The sequence below is a fragment of the Candidatus Neomarinimicrobiota bacterium genome, from assembly GCA_022560655.1.
Taxonomy (GTDB): domain Bacteria; phylum Fidelibacterota; class Marinisomatia; order SCGC-AAA003-L08; family TS1B11; genus JADFSS01.
This window is the reverse complement of sequence record JADFSS010000016.1, coordinates 1-14,778: the sequence shown is the minus strand read 5'-3', so window position 1 is coordinate 14,778 and position 14,778 is coordinate 1. Positions and strand designations below refer to the sequence as shown.

Genomic DNA, 14,778 nt, shown 5'->3' with positions numbered 1-14,778 from the left:
CTAATGAGCCTCCTGCTTCTTCGCCCGGGCTACCAGGAACGTTCTCCCCAGGGCTGGGACCACCTTACCCAGCAGGGCCATCAGCTCACGGAAATCTTCCGGCAACAGGGCCTGCGGGCCATCCACCAGCGCGTGCTCGGGGTCGTCATGTACGTCCACCATCAAGCCGTCGGCGCCGGCGCCTACCCCTGCCATGGCCAGGGGAATAACGCTGGTCCGGTTACCGCTGGCATGGCTGGGATCCACAATGATGGGCAGATGGCTTAATCTCTTCAGTGCCGGGATCACGCTCACATCCAGTGTGCTGCGGGCATGGCTGGCGAAGGTTCGCACCCCCCGCTCACAGATGACCACGGCGTGCGTGCCGTGAGACATGAGGTACTCTGCCGACATGAGGGTTTCATCAAGAGTTGCGCTCATGCCCCGCTTCAGCAGCACCGGCATGCCCAGCTTGCCCACCTCCTTGAGCAGCTCGAAATTCTGCATGTTCCGGGTGCCGATTTGCAGCATATCGACATATTGCGCTACCACGGGCGCCTGACTGGCGTCCACCACTTCGGTCACAACGGGCAATCCGGTCTGCTCGCGGGCCTCGGCAAGAATCTCCAGGCCGGTCTCCCCCAGCCCCTGAAAGGCATACGGCGAAGTCCGGGGCTTGTAGGCGCCCCCCCGAAGCATATGGGCACCCAGTTCGGCCACGCGTTCGGCGATACGCAGGGTCTGATCGCGACTCTCCACGGCGCACGGACCGGCGATCATGGCCACCGAACCGTCACCGAAACTCGCCTCACCGACCTTCACCACAGAATTTTCGGGACGCGTCTCCCGGCTCGCCAGCTTGTAGGGCTTGGTCACCGGAATCACCTGTTGCACCCCCGGTAGCCCCTCCAGGTAAATGCGGTCCTCGATGCCCCGGTTGCCCGTCACCCCGATGGCCAGACGCGAGGCGCCGGGAATGGGGTGGGCCGTGTAGCCCAGCTCCTGAATCCGCTCCTTCACCCGCTGGATGTCGGCTTCCGTGGCGCGCGGGTCCATGATGACCAGCATCTAGTCCCTCCTCGCTATGGCCAGCTTCACCTGCTCCATGGCGCTGACGACGTCAGCGACCATCTCGGTAGTGTAGGGGTTAAAATTCTCCAGGTCGTGGAACAGTTCAAAGCTGTCGTGGCAGGTCTGCTCCACAACCATCTGAAGGTCCCGGAAACCCTCCGTGTCGATATTGGTGGGGGCCATGCCAAATTCCTTCAGTACCCGCCCGATGAAGTGGGTAATCCCCTGGCTACGGGCGGCCAGCCGGTCGTGCTCTTCCGGCGACATCTCCAGCACCCGCAACCCTTGATCGCTGAAATACTGTGTCCATGCCTCGTAGGCCAGTCCCCGCGGGGAGACCGGGTGCATCATCATATTCAGGCCCTGGAATCCCGCGGTGTACGAATCGGGGCCGAACAGCGGGTGCGAGGCAATGGTCGTGATGTCGGACTGGAAGTATTCCCTCATCACCGTGGCCGGATAAACCTTCACTGAGCAAACGTCCAGGACGGTGGTGCCCGGCTTGACTTGAGCCACCAGGTCGTTGATCACTTCCTTGAATCGCCGGATGGGCACCGCCACGAAGATCGTAGCGGCGGCGGTCGCCTCGTCCCAGCTGACCACGCGCGCGCCCGCTTCTTCGGCCCGCGCGCCGATTTCACCAGTATCATAAGCCAGCACCTCAAAGCCCCCACCCAGCAGGCGGGATAGCACCGGTCCGAACCGCCCGAAGCCGATAATGCTTACGGCTGGTCGTTCCGGCTCGGTCGCCATTTCCGAACTCCCAGGAATAGGGTCAGGTTATTTTTCAGGTCCTGAATGCCCCGGACCAGAACCTCGAGTCCATACAGTTCAGCGCAACGACGGCTCCCAATAATTGCCGCCGTCTCGGCCAACTCGCCATTGGCGAGGCGCTTGGCAGCATAGGCCGTGTCGTCCTCATCAATCAGGGGTCTGGTCCAAAATTTGTCGGCCAGATATTCCCGGCACTGCCGCAGGGCCTGCGGGTGGGAATGAATCGCTGTGATGTCCCCTTGCGTCATTCCCGGCCTGCCCAGCAGACTCTGTTCCACGTGCAGGTGAAACAGCTCGATGACGTCGCAGCGGTAACCGGCCAGGGCGTAGATGCTCTCGATGACAACGCCCCCCTGCGCGTTTTCCATGGCCATGACCCCCGCCTCCACCTCGCCTGCGTCAACGGCCCCCAGCACCCGCGCCGAGGTCACGAGGTACACCAATTCGGGGTCCTCATAACCGTGTCGGCTGGCGAACTCCTGCGCCGCCTCCTCGCTGAAACTCCCCTCAACGCCCTGCACGCCAATGCTGGTGCGCGGCTGTGCTTTCATGTCCCTGCCTCTATAGATGGGCCCGCAGCGGGCAGTGCCGCGGCCAGGGACTGCAGGTAGCGGTGCGCCTCGTCTACCGGGTCGGAGGCAGTTTGCAGGCGAGCCAGCAGGGCACTGCCCACCACCACGCCGTCCGCCTTGGCGGCGACCCGGCTGACGTCGTCTGGGGTTGCCACGCCGAAACCAACCACAAAGGGCGCATCCGATGCCGCCCGCACCCGGTCCAGGTAGGCGTCCAACTGTTGTTGCGCCGCCAGGACCGAGCCCGTGACGCCCAGTATGGAGACGGCGTACAGCAGGTCCTCCGCCTCCCGCGACAGCTGCTGGATACGCTGGTCAGGAGTGTTGGGAGCCACCAGAAATATGGTGCTGAGCATGCGCTCACGGGCACCCTCGAACAGTTCGGTCCCTTCCTCGGGAGGTAGGTCAGGGATAATGATGCCGTCAACACCCGCCTCTTTGGCCCGGGACAAAAAAGTTTCCAGACCCATCCGTAGCAATGGATTGACATAGCCCATGAGGATCAACGGGATGCGCGACTGCTTGCGAATGGCCGACACCGTGTCCAAAATCCACGGCAGCGTAACGCCGTTTTCCAGCGCCGTTTGGCTGGTCTGCTGAATCACCGGGCCGTCCGCCATAGGGTCGGAGAAAGGCACGCCCAACTCCACCATGTGGGCGCCGGCCTGCTCCGCTGCCAGCACGAGTGGCAGGGTGCTGTCCAGGCTGGGGAACCCGGCCGTGATAAACGGGATGAGTTTCTTGCCCGGGGAGTGAAACAGCTCCGCGATGCGCCTCATGACACCGGGCTCCCCAGGGCGTCCGCAACGGTCTGCACGTCTTTGTCGCCCCGCCCTGACAGGCACAGGACCACGTCGCTCCCTGCGGCCAGGTCAATTTTGCGCTGTTGCAGGACGGCCAGGGCATGGGCCGTCTCCAGCGCCGGCAGGATGCCCTCGCTTTCGGTGAGCCACCGCATGGCGGCCAGCGCCTCATCATCGCTGGCGGTGAGGTATGCTACCCGGCCCAGGTCTTTCAGGTAACTGTGCTCCGGCCCCACGCCGGGGTAGTCCAGACCGGCGCTGATGGAATGGGGCAATTGTACCTGCCCATCAGCGGATTGAAGCAGGTAGCTGGCGGCGCCGTGCAGCACCCCTTTGCTGCCCCGCGCGAGGGTTGCAGCGTGGGCCCCGGAGGCGAGCCCCTTTCCGGCGGCTTCCACGCCAATCATCTGCACAGGGTCGTCCAGGAAGGGATGGAACAGCCCCAGCGCATTGCTGCCGCCGCCCACGCAGGCGATGAGAACATCGGGCAGCCCGCCCACTTGCTCGGCGTATTGCTCACGGGTCTCCCGCCCGATCACCGATTGAAAATCCCGCACCAGCAGCGGATAGGGGTGCGGGCCTACCACCGATCCGAGCAGATAGTAGCTGTCCTCCACATGGGCCACCCAGTGGCGCAGGGCTTCGCTGGTGGCGTCCTTCAACGTGCGGGTGCCACTGGTGACGGCGCGGACCTCGGCTCCCAGCAGCTCCATGCGGAACACGTTTAACCTCTGGCGCCGCATGTCCTCCGCGCCCATGTAGACGACGCAGTCCATGCCAAAGCGCGCCGCCACGGTTGCCGTTGCTACCCCGTGCTGACCTGCCCCCGTTTCGGCGATGAGACGGCGCTTGCCCATGCGCCGGGCCAGCAGCACCTGCCCCAGCGCATTGTTGATCTTATGAGCGCCGGTGTGGGCCAGGTCTTCCCGCTTCAGATAAAGTCCGATGCCCAGCTGGTCGCTGAGGCGCTCGGCGTAATACAAGGGGGTCGGCCGACCGGCATAGTGTTGCCACAGGTGGTCCAGCTCGGTCTGGAAAGCCGGGTCGGCCTGCGCCTCGGCATAAGCTGCTGCCAGCTCGTTCAGGGCCGGGAGCAGGGTCTCCGGCACATACTGGCCACCGTAATCGCCGTAACGCCCGCGGCTGTCCGGCTGTGCGTAACGGCTGCTGGTCACATCAGAAGACATGGACGCTGCTGGCCTCGGTGGGTTTCAAGACGCTGAACAGCCGCTCCAGCTTGGCGGGGTCTTTCACGCCGGGGCTGGTCTCCACGCCGCTGTTTACATCCACTGCGTCGGGACGCAGGGCCTCAATGCCTTGTAGGATATTCTCCGGGTGCAGGCCGCCCGAGAGAATCATGGGCTGGACAAATACGTCCCGATCCAATCGTGACCAGTCAAAGGTTTCTCCAGTGCCGCCGTAGAGGCTCGGGTTGTACGTATCGACCATGATGGCGTGCACGTCGAAGCTGGCGGCAACAGCGGGGTTGAAATCCAGGCCCACGCGCACCGCCTTGATAACGGGCACATCAATCTGCTGGCACTCCTCCGGCGATTCCGAGCCGCTGAGCTGCGCCATATCCAGCCCCACCTTACGGACGACGGCGTTGATCTCACCTGGCGGCGCATTCACAAACACCCCTACCTTCCGGATACCTGCATCCAGCTCGCCGACGATAGCCGTCGCTTTGGCCGGAGTTACATAGCGCGGGCTCAAGGGGTAGCAGATAAAGCCCAGTGCCACCGCCCCCAGGTCGGACGCCAGCTGGGCGTCCTCCACGCGGGTGATGCCGCAGATTTTTACAGCGATCATTTCTCCACCTCCACCTGGGTCAGGGCTGACAAAAAGCGTCGCAGTGTGGCGCCCGGGTCGCCGCCTGTGAGCAGAGCCGTGCCGATGAGCGCCCCGTGGTAGCCTGCCGCGCTGACTCGCCGCAGGTCGCCCGGGCTGCCGATGCCCGATTCGGCTACATGGAGCGCGCCCGGGGGCAGGAGAATACGCCGCTCCAGCAGCGCCTCAAGGTTCACCTCCATCGTCGTGAGGTCCCGTGAATTGATGCCTGCCACCGGCGGCGCCAGCCGCGCTATGCGGGCCAGACTTTCGTCGCTGTAGCCCTCCACCAGCAGGTGCAGCCCCAGCGCTTGGGCCAGCCCGGCGAGCCGCTCCAGCGTGGGTCCATCCAGTGCGTCGGCGATGAGCAGAATGGCATCGGCCCCCGCGCTGTAGGATTCGTGCACCTGGTACTCGCCGATGATGAAATCTTTCCTGAGCACAGGCACGGTCACCGCCGCGCGCACCTCCGCCAGGTGCTCCAAACTACCACCGAAGTAGGCCGTATCGGTGAGCACCGAGATGGCCGCCGCCCCCGCCTCCTCATAGGCCCTGCCCAACTCGGCCGGCCGCACCTGATCGTTAAGGGTCCCCTGGGAGGGTGATTTTCGTTTCACCTCGGCAATCACCTGCAAACCGGGGCGGGCCAGTGCTGCGGCGAAGTCCCGCACCGAGTCCCGTCGCGGAGGTAGCGCCGGCAGCGGTAGGCGCTGCTCCCGGCCGCGGACCTCAACCTCTTTGTGGGCGATGATCTCGCCGAGCAGAGACATCTAGAACTCCACCAACTCGTTTAATACTTTCAAGGCTCGGCCACTGTCAATCGACTCGGCCGCCAGGACCAGCCCCTCCTGCAGGTCGGCGGCCTTGCCCCCCACCTTCAGCCCGGCCGCCGCGTTGAGCAGGACGATATCCCGCCTGGGGCCCTTTTGCCCCTGGAGAATCTCCTGAGTGATGACGGCATTCTCCTCCGGGGAGCCCCCCTGCAGATCATCCAGCGACGCGCGCGGCAGCCCCAGGCTGCCTGCATGGACCGTAAACGACGTGATGTCGCCCGAATCCTTTAGCTCACTGACGCCGGTGGCAGCGGTGGTGGTCAGCTCGTCCAGCCCGTCCTCGCCGTGGACCAGCAACGCTGTCCGGGCGCCCAGTATCCTAAACACTTCGGCCAGCGTTTCGGTGAGCGTGCCGTCGAAAACCCCCACCACCTGCCGCCGGACGCCCGCAGGGTTGCTGAGCGGCCCCAGCAGGTTGAACACCGTGCGTATGCCCAGCCCCTTCCGGGCCGGCATGACGTGGCGCATGGCCGGGTGCAGCACGGGCGCGAACATGAACCCCAGTCCCAATGTCTCCACCGCCCGCCCAACCTTTTCCGGCGCCATCTCGATGTCCACCCCCAGTGCCGCCAGCACGTCCGCCGACCCCGAACTGCTGGTGATGGAGCGATTGCCGTGTTTGGCCACCGGCACCCCCGCCCCCGCGACAATAAACGAGGCCACCGTCGAGATATTGAAGGTACCCTTGGCGTCGCCCCCGGTGCCACACATGTCGATGGCCTCCACTGTGACCGGCACTTTCACCATGTTTTCCCGCATGGCCTGAGCGAATCCGGCGATCTCGGTAGCGGTCTCCCCCTTAGCCCTGAGGGCCACCAGAAAACCGGCCATCTGCACGTCGTCAAATGCGCCCGACATGATTTGCAGCATGGTTTCCCGCGCCTCGCTCAGGGTCAATTCTTCCCGCTCCAGCAGCTTGTTCAGGACGTCCCTCAAGGGAACCTCAGGATGAAGTTTTCAATGATTTGCAGTCCATAATCCGTTAGGATCGACTCGGGGTGAAACTGCAGGCCCACCACCGGGTGGCGGCGATGCGCGAAGCCCATCACCAGCCCCGATTCGCTCCGGGCGTTCACCACCAGCTCCGGCGGCAGCGAACCCTCATCCACCACCAGCGAATGGTAGCGCGTCCCCTGAATGGGCGAAGGGATGTCAGCATACAGCGGGCCGCCGTTATGCTCAATGGTTGACAGCTTGCCGTGCATGATTTCCGGCGCCTGCACCACCGCACCGTTGTAAGCCAGCGCCACGGCCTGGTGTCCCAGGCATACGCCCAGGATGGGGCAGGTGGGCCCTAAGGTCCGCACCAGTTCCACCGACAAACCGGCATCCTCCGGTCGCCCCGGCCCGGGGGATATGACGATCTTCTCCGGACCCAGCCGTCGTATCTCCTCCACCGTCAGCGCGTCGTTACGCACCACTTTCACATCCGCGTCGAACTCACCGATATATTGCACCAGGTTGTAGGTAAAGGAGTCGTAGTTATCCACCACCAGGATCATTGCAGCCCCCGCTCCGCAAAATCCACCGCCTGCATGATCGCTTCGGCCTTGCTCACCGTTTCGTCATACTCCCTGCCGGGGTCGGAATCGGCCACGATCCCCGCACCGCTCTGAAAACTCACCACCCCGTCCTTGAGCAGCATGGTCCGGATAGCGAGACAGGTGTTCAGATTGCCCAGGAAATCCATGTAGCCCACGGCGCCGGCATAGATGCCCCGCCGGTCAGGCTCCAGCTCGTGGATCAGTTCCATGGCCCGTATCTTGGGTGCGCCGGTCACCGTGCCGGCGGGAAAGCCGGCCGCCAGGGCATCCAGCGCGTCATGGCCGTCGGCAAGCTCCCCTTGAATGTCGCTGACAATATGCATCACGTGGCTGTACTGCTCCACCACCATGAATTCCTTCACCGACACCGACTTGAACCGGCTCACCCGCCCCACGTCGTTGCGGCCCAGGTCTACCAGCATGAGATGTTCGGCTCGTTCCTTCTCATCAGCCAGCAGCTCCTCGGCCAGCTGGGCATCCTCGCTCTGGCTGGCCCCCCTGGGTCGCGTCCCGGCAATCGGGCGCACCTCCATGACGCCCTGGTCGACGGTGACCAGCAGTTCCGGCGACGCCCCAATCACCGCGAAGTCATCCAGCTCCAGCAGGAACATGTAGGGGGACGGGTTGATGCTGCGTAGAGCGCGATAGAGGGTCAGCGGCTGCACCTTGCTCTTCCTGCTGAAGCGCTGGCTCAGCACCAGTTGAAAAACATCCCCCGCCACGATATGGTCTTTAGCCCGCACCACCGCTGACATGTACCCTGTCTGCGTCATATTACTCTCGAGTACGCTGTGGCCTACGGTTGCAGGCGTCTGGTAATCGATATCGGTGTGTAGCGCCGCACCAAGTTCATCCACCAGCGCAAGCGCGGCTTCGTACTGTGGCTCCAGCGGCTCCGCCTGGTCCACCAATGTTGTGTGGCAGATAATCACTTCCCGCTTGAGGTGGTCAAAGGCCATGACCGTATCGAAAAGCATGAATACGGCGTCGGGGATGTCTGCATCGTCAGCGGAATGAATGGGGATAGCTTCCAGCCAGGCTGCGGTCTCGTAGCCCAGGTACCCCACCCAACCACCGTAAAAATCGGGGATATCCGGCAGACGGGGAGCCCGGTACTCGGCCAGCTGGTCTCGCAGGCTGGTCAGGAAGGGGACCTGTAATTCCTCTCGGACCGAGCCGTTTCGCAGCGTAGTCTGGCCGTCGGCGCTCGTCAGCGTACGGCTCGGATTCACGCAGATGTAGGAATACCGCGCCAGCTGCCGGCCCCGGTCGACAGATTCAAGCAGGACAGCAGGCCCATAGCGCCGGGTAAGGAGCATGTAGGCTCCCACCGGTGTAAGGAGGTCGGCCAGAACTTTGCGGTATACCGGCACAGCGGTATGCCGTTGGGCAAGGTCACTGAACTGGTCGAAGGTCATGCTGCTTCGGTTGCTCCCATTGCGCTTCATAAAAAAACCCTATCCGCTTTGGATAGGGCTGACAGTGCGTGGTGGTGTGGATTATCCGTCAGGGTCGCAGTGTCAACCCGTACTCCTAAACCACCAGTAATAGAAAAAAGTTGGCACGAACGAGTTCATGTCAGTTCACAGGCGTCATAAACAGGGCGGAATCCCGCCGCTCGACACCGATTCTCCGCTCTTCGATCTCTCTGCGTCCGGGCTTGGACCTGCTGTCCTCCTCAACGGCTGCGCCATTGGTGGTGTTATCATCCCGTCTGTCGTTCCCCAGCCGACGCCCGCCATTGTCGCGGCGTTCATCCCCACTTCGATTCTCTGCCATCACGTCTTCTCCTGATCAGTTGAAACCATCTCCCCCGGAGGCTCCAGAGTGGATTTCGCAATGTTAAGCCCTCCGGTTGTACGCCGCAAGATATTTGCCTGCCGGAGCAACGGGCACCAGCTCAGTCCTGGGAAACCGTTTCAGCGCCTCCCTGGAGGTCCCGGGAAACACGCAGAATGGCTGTCGACAGCTCCTCGATGTGCCGTGGCTCCAGAACGCCCGCAGTACGTTCCTTCAGCCGAGCCTTCAGCTGCGCCTCCCGCACGGGGTCGCTGGTGGGCAGCCCCAGCTTGCGCTTCAGGCCGCCGATATCGGTCACCAGGGCCATACGTTCAGCGATCACAGTGAACAGCCGCCTGTCCAGCGCATCAATCTCATCGCGGAGGCGTTCCAGCGACGCTCGGTTGGCTTTCCGGGAGTGAATGGCTGTTACCTCCTCTTCTGTACTTTCCACCGTGGCCGCCTGGCATCGCCGCCGAGCGGCGCCTCATTAACGGCAGCCCACTATTCCGGTTGCCGTAGATTACTTTCGTTGGAGCCGCGACCAAAGCTTAAACTCCCCTGCAGCGCCGCCCGCAGACAAACTTTTCGCCTGTCGGTAGATCACGCCCGATAGACCTTCAGTACTGCTATTTTAGGCAGTCGGGATTTGAAATGCCCGACCCCATCAATGGCACAATCATGCTGCTGGCGCTCATCGGCGTTGCCCGAATTCAGGTTGAGATCGTCCCGTTCCGGAGGGCGATGCCACCGGCGCTGATGCCCCTTGCCCGCCCATTGACTTGGCCCTAACTTCTTCAAAATATTTGCCTGAGAGAGAGGATTCCTTGGAGGAAAAGACATTCAGCTTTGATGCCTTTGCGCGGCACGACTTTTACAAAGATGTGATCAAGCAGCTGGTGTCACTGGCAGATTTGAAGCCCGGCCAGCGGGTCGTTGATTTGGGCGCCGGCACGGGCGCTGTCACCCAACTGCTCCTCGAAAAGGTGGCGGGTTCGGCCGAATCCGAAGTCATTGCCGTCGAGCCGTCTGCCTCGGCCATTGCCATCGCCCGGCGCAACTTGGGGGAGGCCAAGGGTGCCGTGGTGCGATTTGTACAGGCCAAGGCCGAGCGAATCAGTGAGATCGTGAAGAATCCGGTCGACGCTGTCTTTTTCTGTAATGCCATCCACCTGGTCAAGGAAAAAGTCCGGGTTGTGGAGGCTGTGTGGGGGTCGTTGCGCCAGGGTGGTGTGTTCTCTTTCAACACAACCTTTTTCGAAGGCGCGGAACCCCCTGAATCGCGGCAATTTTACAAGCGCTGGATGCTCAGGGCGCTGCGCCTGCTCAAGGGGCGCTACAACCTGAGCCCCACCAGGGAAAAGACGCAAGCCCGCCAGCGCCTGACTGAGGAGGAATACGATCGCCTGGTGCTGGACCACGGCTTTGCATTGAAAAACAAGGCGATGGTCAAGGTCGATATGCCGCTGGAAAGTTTTGAAGACATCAGCGGCTACGAGCTGTGGATCAACGGCATCCTCCCCGGCATTCCCCTTGAAATCGGTGCCGAAGTGCTCACCGACGCAGTGCGCGACACCTTTGCGGATCTAAATCTGACCTCATCTCCCCGTTATTGGCTACTCATGGTTGCCAGCAAGGCCTGATCTGACCGCTTCCAGACACCTTTTCCGTTGATTATTTCCCGGTCCGGTTTATTCATCCTGTCAGTCTGCCGCGGTGGCTAGCCCGCCAAACGAGCCGTCTCGTGGCAAGCAGGTGCGGGTCATTGTCCACTCCTTCTTCATTGTTCCGGGCCTCATCGCCGTCTTTTACGTCCTGATCCAGGCCCTCATCGGCATGGCTGTGGGCTCGCCGCCCTCGTCCAAGGAAGCCCTGAACACCATTGCGCGCGGTTCGGAGCGTGAGCGCTGGCAGGCCGCCCGCGTGTTGGCGGGCATGCTCCAGTCGGGGCGGGGGCTGACGGTTGACCAGGAATTCTTGGACCAGATGATCTTCGAATACCGCCGGGCTGGCAGTGAGCGGACCCCCTTCCTGCGTTTTTATTTGACCCTCGCCATGGGCCTTACCCGTGACCCCCGTTTCGAGCCTGCCCTCCTGGAGGGGCTACAGGACGACGACCGGGCCAATCAACTGGCGGCCATTCATGCGCTCGGTCTGGCAGGGGGCGATGCCGCGGTTGCGGCCCTGACCCCGCTGCTGGACGACCCCGACCCGACCACGGTGCACCGCAGCGTCATCGCCCTGGGCTGGCTGGGCCAGAATCAGGTGGTGCCGGCGCTTCAGCCCCTGCTTGGGCACCCTGAGCCCAATGTGCGCTGGGAAGCGGCCATCGCCCTTGCGCAGCTGGGCGACCGGTCGGGTGTTGAGACCATCAACACGTTGCTGGACCGGAATTATTACGGCCAGTTTCCGGGCGTGGAGCCCAGTGAACAGGATTGGGCCATCCAGATGGCCGTAGAGGTTGCCTCGCGGTTGAAAGACCCCCGGTTTAAGGAAAACCTTGTCAGGCTGTCCCGCAATGATCCAAATTTACGGGTCGTCAATGCGGCCCTGATTGCCTTGAAACAGTACTAGCTTCAGTTAGCGATGACAGCGCTGATAATGAGAGCAACCCTTAAACAGTACCGACGATGAGTGCGCAGCAAGTCCCGCGTGCTGCCCTGAACCGGCCGTCCGACGAGCAGGCTGCGCCCGAGCCCATCAAGCGCCGGAAATTCTTCTCCTGGATGGCACTGGGCTGGCTCTCCTTTGCTGCCGCCACCGGCGGCTTCCTTTCCATGATCGTCCGGTTCCTGTTTCCCAATGTTCTGTTCGAGCCTCCCCAGAGTTTCAAAGTTGGCTTCCCGAACGATTTCCAGATCGGCGAGGTGGACGAGCGCTTCAAGGCCAGCCGCGGCATCTGGATTGTGCGGGAACCGGACGGGCTCTATGCCCTCTCCACCATCTGCACCCATTTGGGCTGCACCCCCAATTGGTTGATCACCGATGGCAAGTTCAAGTGCCCCTGCCACGGCAGTGGGTTCAGGAAATCGGGCATCAATTTTGAGGGCCCGGCCCCCCGCCCGTTGGAGCGCTTTCGCATTATTTTGGCCGAGGATGGGCAGATTATCATCGACAAATCGGCCAAGTTCCAGTACGAAAAAGGCCAGTGGGGACACCCCGAGGCCTACCTCGAAGCCTGATGAAAGGATGATGCTGCATGGCTGACAGCCAGCGTAAGGGCCCCCTGGCCTCAATGGCCGAGTCCCAGGTCTGGAAATCCATCTTCCGCACCGGCGTTCCCGTGACCCGCCGCCAGCGCATGATGGGTATCCTCAACAGTGTCTTCCTCCACCTGCATCCCGTGAGGCTGCCCAAGCACGCGGTCAAAATCAAGTATACCTGGTGCATGGGCGGATTGTCGTTCTTCCTCTTCCTGGTCCTGACCATTTCCGGCATCCTGCTCATGTTCTACTACCGCCCCACCGTGGAATATGCCTATACCGACATCATGGACTTATCCGAGCAGGTGCCCCTGGGAATCATGCGCGAGATTCACCGCTGGGGCGCCCACGCCATGGTTATCGCCGTCTGGCTCCACATGTTCCGGGTCTTCATGACCGGCAGCTACAAGCCCCCCCGGGAGTTCAACTGGGTGGTGGGGGTCCTGCTCCTGTTCCTGACCCTGTTCCTTTCCTTTACCGGCTACCTGCTGCCCTGGGACCAGCTGGCCATCTGGGCCATCACGGTGGGCTCAAATATGGCCCGGGCCACCCCCTTCCTGGGCCATGAAGGACCCGGTGCTGCCCTGCTCTCCATTGGAGACATCAACCTGGTGACCATGTCCAGTGACGTGCGCTTTGGCCTCTTGGGTGGGCGCTTTGTCGGGGAGGGTGCGCTGCTGCGGTTCTATGTGTTGCATTGCATCGCCGTCCCGTTCATTATTATGATTTTTATGGCCATACATTTCTGGCGGGTGCGAAAAGATGGCGGCATTTCTGGACCGGTCTAACCCCCAGGACCACTGGACCAGGCAGCCCGTCCCATGCTAGACGGATTTAAAGCGTTCATCGACCTGGTCTCCACGCCGAGCATTTCGTTCACCCTCCTGCTGGTGACTTTCCCCTTCATCTTTCCTCCCACGGCCTGGTTCGAATCGTGGCACCGCCGGCTGGGAATCCACCACCTCTGGACCAACCGGGGTGGGCTGGGGATGTTTATTGCGCTGACCCTCTTCATGCTGCTGGGCTTTGCCGATCCCAACTTCAGTAAGATCCTCAGCAAGCCGGACAATGTGCCCATTCTCATCCTGATCTACACCGCAGGCTTTTTCCTCTGGCTGGCCATGAAGTCGGCCTATGCCAACGACGCGCGCTTAGCGGCCGGGGAGCCCGTTGAGGAACGGGGGTCGCCTGATGACAAGGTGCTGGTCTGGCCCGACCTGGTTTACATTGAGCTCATCGCCCTGATCCTGATGACGATCTTTCTGATTGTCTGGTCGGTGGGGCTGCCGGCTCCGTTGGAGGAGCCCGCCAATCCCACCCTGTCGCCCAACCCGGCCAAGGCACCCTGGTATTTTCTGGGACTGCAGGAAATGCTGGTCTATTTCGATCCCTGGCTGGCGGGGGTGATTTTTCCCACCTTCATCATCATCGGACTGATGGCGATCCCCTACATCGACAGTGATCGCGCCACGTCCGGTTACTTCAGTTTTGACCGCCGCCGCGTGGGCATTTTCATCTTCATGACCGGTTGGCTGGTACTGTGGGTCTTTCTGATTGTCGTCGGCACCTTTTTCCGAGGGCCCAACTGGAACTTCTTTGGGCCCTTCGAGGAGTGGAGCGTAGCCAAGGTGGTGCCGTTGACCAACGTCAACCTGTCGGAATATGTCTGGGTGAAGCTGCTGGCCGTGGGTCTGCCGACCCAGGCGCTGCTGCGGGAAATCGTCGGTATCCTCATTGTGCTGTTTTACTTCGGGCTGCCCCCGGTTTTGCTGGCCCGGGGGAAATTGCGCCCACTGGTAGAGCGCATCGGGCCCACGCGCTATGCCCTGATTGTTTTTCTCGCCCTGGCCATGATCTCGCTGCCCATCAAGATGTACCTGCGCTGGACCATCAATCTCAAGTACATCATTGCCATGCCCGAGTACTTCTTTAATATTTGAGCCGTAGCATGGATTTGCAGAAGGAAGAACGCTATTACCAGCCTAACCAGCTGCACAAAGTGTTCGCCATCTCAAGCGTTCTTTTTCTGGCTGCTCTGGTCGTCATGTTCGGCGACGACTATATTCGAGACTGGAAGGGGTACCAGCGCGAGTTCCGGCGCTTGGAAATCGAAAAGACCCGTGCCCAGCTGGAGCAAATATCCGTTGATCAGTCCCTCCGGGAGGCGTTGGAAGCCCGCCAACGGGCCGCCCAAGATTCCCTCGCCCAGCGGCGCCAGCGCGTCGATGAGCTGGAATCGCTCCTGGCAACGGCCGAGGGCGATCTCCTTGGCGCCAACATGAACTACTTCGGGACGCAGGCCAAACTGGGGGCGGTCCGCTACCAGCTGGAACTGGCCCGGTCCCAGGGAGAAAATTCACGCGCTGAACAGGAGGCGTTCGATAAGCTGA

The 14,778-nt window shown here is 61.9% G+C and carries 18 protein-coding genes; 6 read left to right on the top strand and 12 right to left on the bottom strand.

The window, feature by feature from the left end:
- The 12 genes from aroF to IH971_04085 all read right to left on the bottom strand — a co-directional run bounded on the left by aroF (position 1) and on the right by IH971_04085 (position 9,639).
- Positions 1 to 1,047 carry a 3-deoxy-7-phosphoheptulonate synthase gene (gene aroF / locus IH971_04140; GenBank protein MCH7497025.1) on the bottom strand — a complete coding sequence of 349 codons (1,047 nt, stop codon included), beginning with the start codon at positions 1,045 to 1,047 and terminating at the stop codon, positions 1 to 3.
- The gene (locus tag IH971_04135) at positions 1,048 to 1,803 is read right to left on the bottom strand and encodes a prephenate dehydrogenase/arogenate dehydrogenase family protein (GenBank protein ID MCH7497024.1); all 756 of its coding nucleotides are present in this window, start codon (positions 1,801 to 1,803) and stop codon (positions 1,048 to 1,050) included. It lies immediately after the preceding gene.
- Positions 1,773 to 2,375: a prephenate dehydratase gene (locus tag IH971_04130; GenBank protein MCH7497023.1), complete on the bottom strand. Its 603-nt coding sequence runs from the start codon at positions 2,373 to 2,375 to the stop codon at positions 1,773 to 1,775. Before IH971_04130 ends, IH971_04135 begins: the two co-directional genes overlap by 31 nt.
- Positions 2,372 to 3,175, bottom strand: a complete 804-nt coding sequence (locus IH971_04125) for a tryptophan synthase subunit alpha (GenBank protein ID MCH7497022.1) — start codon at positions 3,173 to 3,175, stop codon at positions 2,372 to 2,374. The genes IH971_04130 and IH971_04125 overlap by 4 nt, the downstream gene beginning before the upstream one ends.
- Positions 3,172 to 4,386, bottom strand: a complete 1,215-nt coding sequence (trpB, locus tag IH971_04120) for a tryptophan synthase subunit beta (GenBank protein ID MCH7497021.1) — start codon at positions 4,384 to 4,386, stop codon at positions 3,172 to 3,174. Before trpB ends, IH971_04125 begins: the two co-directional genes overlap by 4 nt.
- On the bottom strand, positions 4,376 to 5,011 hold the full coding sequence (locus tag IH971_04115; GenBank protein ID MCH7497020.1) for a phosphoribosylanthranilate isomerase: 636 nt from the start codon (positions 5,009 to 5,011) through the stop codon (positions 4,376 to 4,378). The genes trpB and IH971_04115 overlap by 11 nt, the downstream gene beginning before the upstream one ends.
- A complete protein-coding gene (locus IH971_04110; protein ID MCH7497019.1) occupies positions 5,008 to 5,799 on the bottom strand; it encodes an indole-3-glycerol-phosphate synthase in 792 nt (263 codons plus the stop codon). The genes IH971_04115 and IH971_04110 overlap by 4 nt, the downstream gene beginning before the upstream one ends.
- The gene (gene trpD / locus IH971_04105) at positions 5,800 to 6,798 is read right to left on the bottom strand and encodes an anthranilate phosphoribosyltransferase (GenBank protein MCH7497018.1); all 999 of its coding nucleotides are present in this window, start codon (positions 6,796 to 6,798) and stop codon (positions 5,800 to 5,802) included.
- On the bottom strand, positions 6,795 to 7,364 hold the full coding sequence (locus IH971_04100; protein MCH7497017.1) for an aminodeoxychorismate/anthranilate synthase component II: 570 nt from the start codon (positions 7,362 to 7,364) through the stop codon (positions 6,795 to 6,797). The genes trpD and IH971_04100 overlap by 4 nt, the downstream gene beginning before the upstream one ends.
- Positions 7,361 to 8,824 (bottom strand): anthranilate synthase component I, encoded by a 1,464-nt coding sequence (trpE, locus tag IH971_04095; GenBank protein MCH7497016.1) that lies wholly within the window; start codon positions 8,822 to 8,824, stop codon positions 7,361 to 7,363. The genes IH971_04100 and trpE overlap by 4 nt, the downstream gene beginning before the upstream one ends.
- 160 nt (positions 8,825 to 8,984) lie before the next feature.
- Positions 8,985 to 9,185, bottom strand: a complete 201-nt coding sequence (locus IH971_04090; GenBank protein ID MCH7497015.1) for a hypothetical protein — start codon at positions 9,183 to 9,185, stop codon at positions 8,985 to 8,987.
- Between the two features lie 121 nt (positions 9,186 to 9,306).
- A complete protein-coding gene (locus IH971_04085; protein MCH7497014.1) occupies positions 9,307 to 9,639 on the bottom strand; it encodes a chorismate mutase in 333 nt (110 codons plus the stop codon).
- Positions 9,640 to 10,012: 373 nt separating this feature from the next.
- Here IH971_04085 and IH971_04080 point away from each other — a divergent pair, with 373 nt between their 5' ends.
- The 6 genes from IH971_04080 to IH971_04055 form a co-directional block, all read left to right on the top strand.
- A complete protein-coding gene (locus IH971_04080) occupies positions 10,013 to 10,828 on the top strand; it encodes a class I SAM-dependent methyltransferase (GenBank protein MCH7497013.1) in 816 nt (271 codons plus the stop codon).
- A 73-nt stretch (positions 10,829 to 10,901) separates the two neighbouring features.
- Positions 10,902 to 11,759, top strand: coding sequence for a HEAT repeat domain-containing protein (locus IH971_04075; protein MCH7497012.1), 858 nt, complete (start codon positions 10,902 to 10,904; stop codon positions 11,757 to 11,759).
- A 56-nt stretch (positions 11,760 to 11,815) separates the two neighbouring features.
- A complete protein-coding gene (locus IH971_04070) occupies positions 11,816 to 12,367 on the top strand; it encodes a Rieske (2Fe-2S) protein (GenBank protein ID MCH7497011.1) in 552 nt (183 codons plus the stop codon).
- A 17-nt stretch (positions 12,368 to 12,384) separates the two neighbouring features.
- On the top strand, positions 12,385 to 13,176 hold the full coding sequence (locus tag IH971_04065; GenBank protein MCH7497010.1) for a cytochrome b N-terminal domain-containing protein: 792 nt from the start codon (positions 12,385 to 12,387) through the stop codon (positions 13,174 to 13,176).
- A gap of 33 nt (positions 13,177 to 13,209) precedes the next feature.
- Entirely contained in the window at positions 13,210 to 14,328 is a 1,119-nt protein-coding gene (locus tag IH971_04060; protein MCH7497009.1) for a cytochrome C, read from the top strand.
- Between the two features lie 8 nt (positions 14,329 to 14,336).
- A partial coding sequence (locus IH971_04055; GenBank protein MCH7497008.1) for a hypothetical protein occupies positions 14,337 to 14,778 on the top strand: 442 nt, incomplete at its 3' end.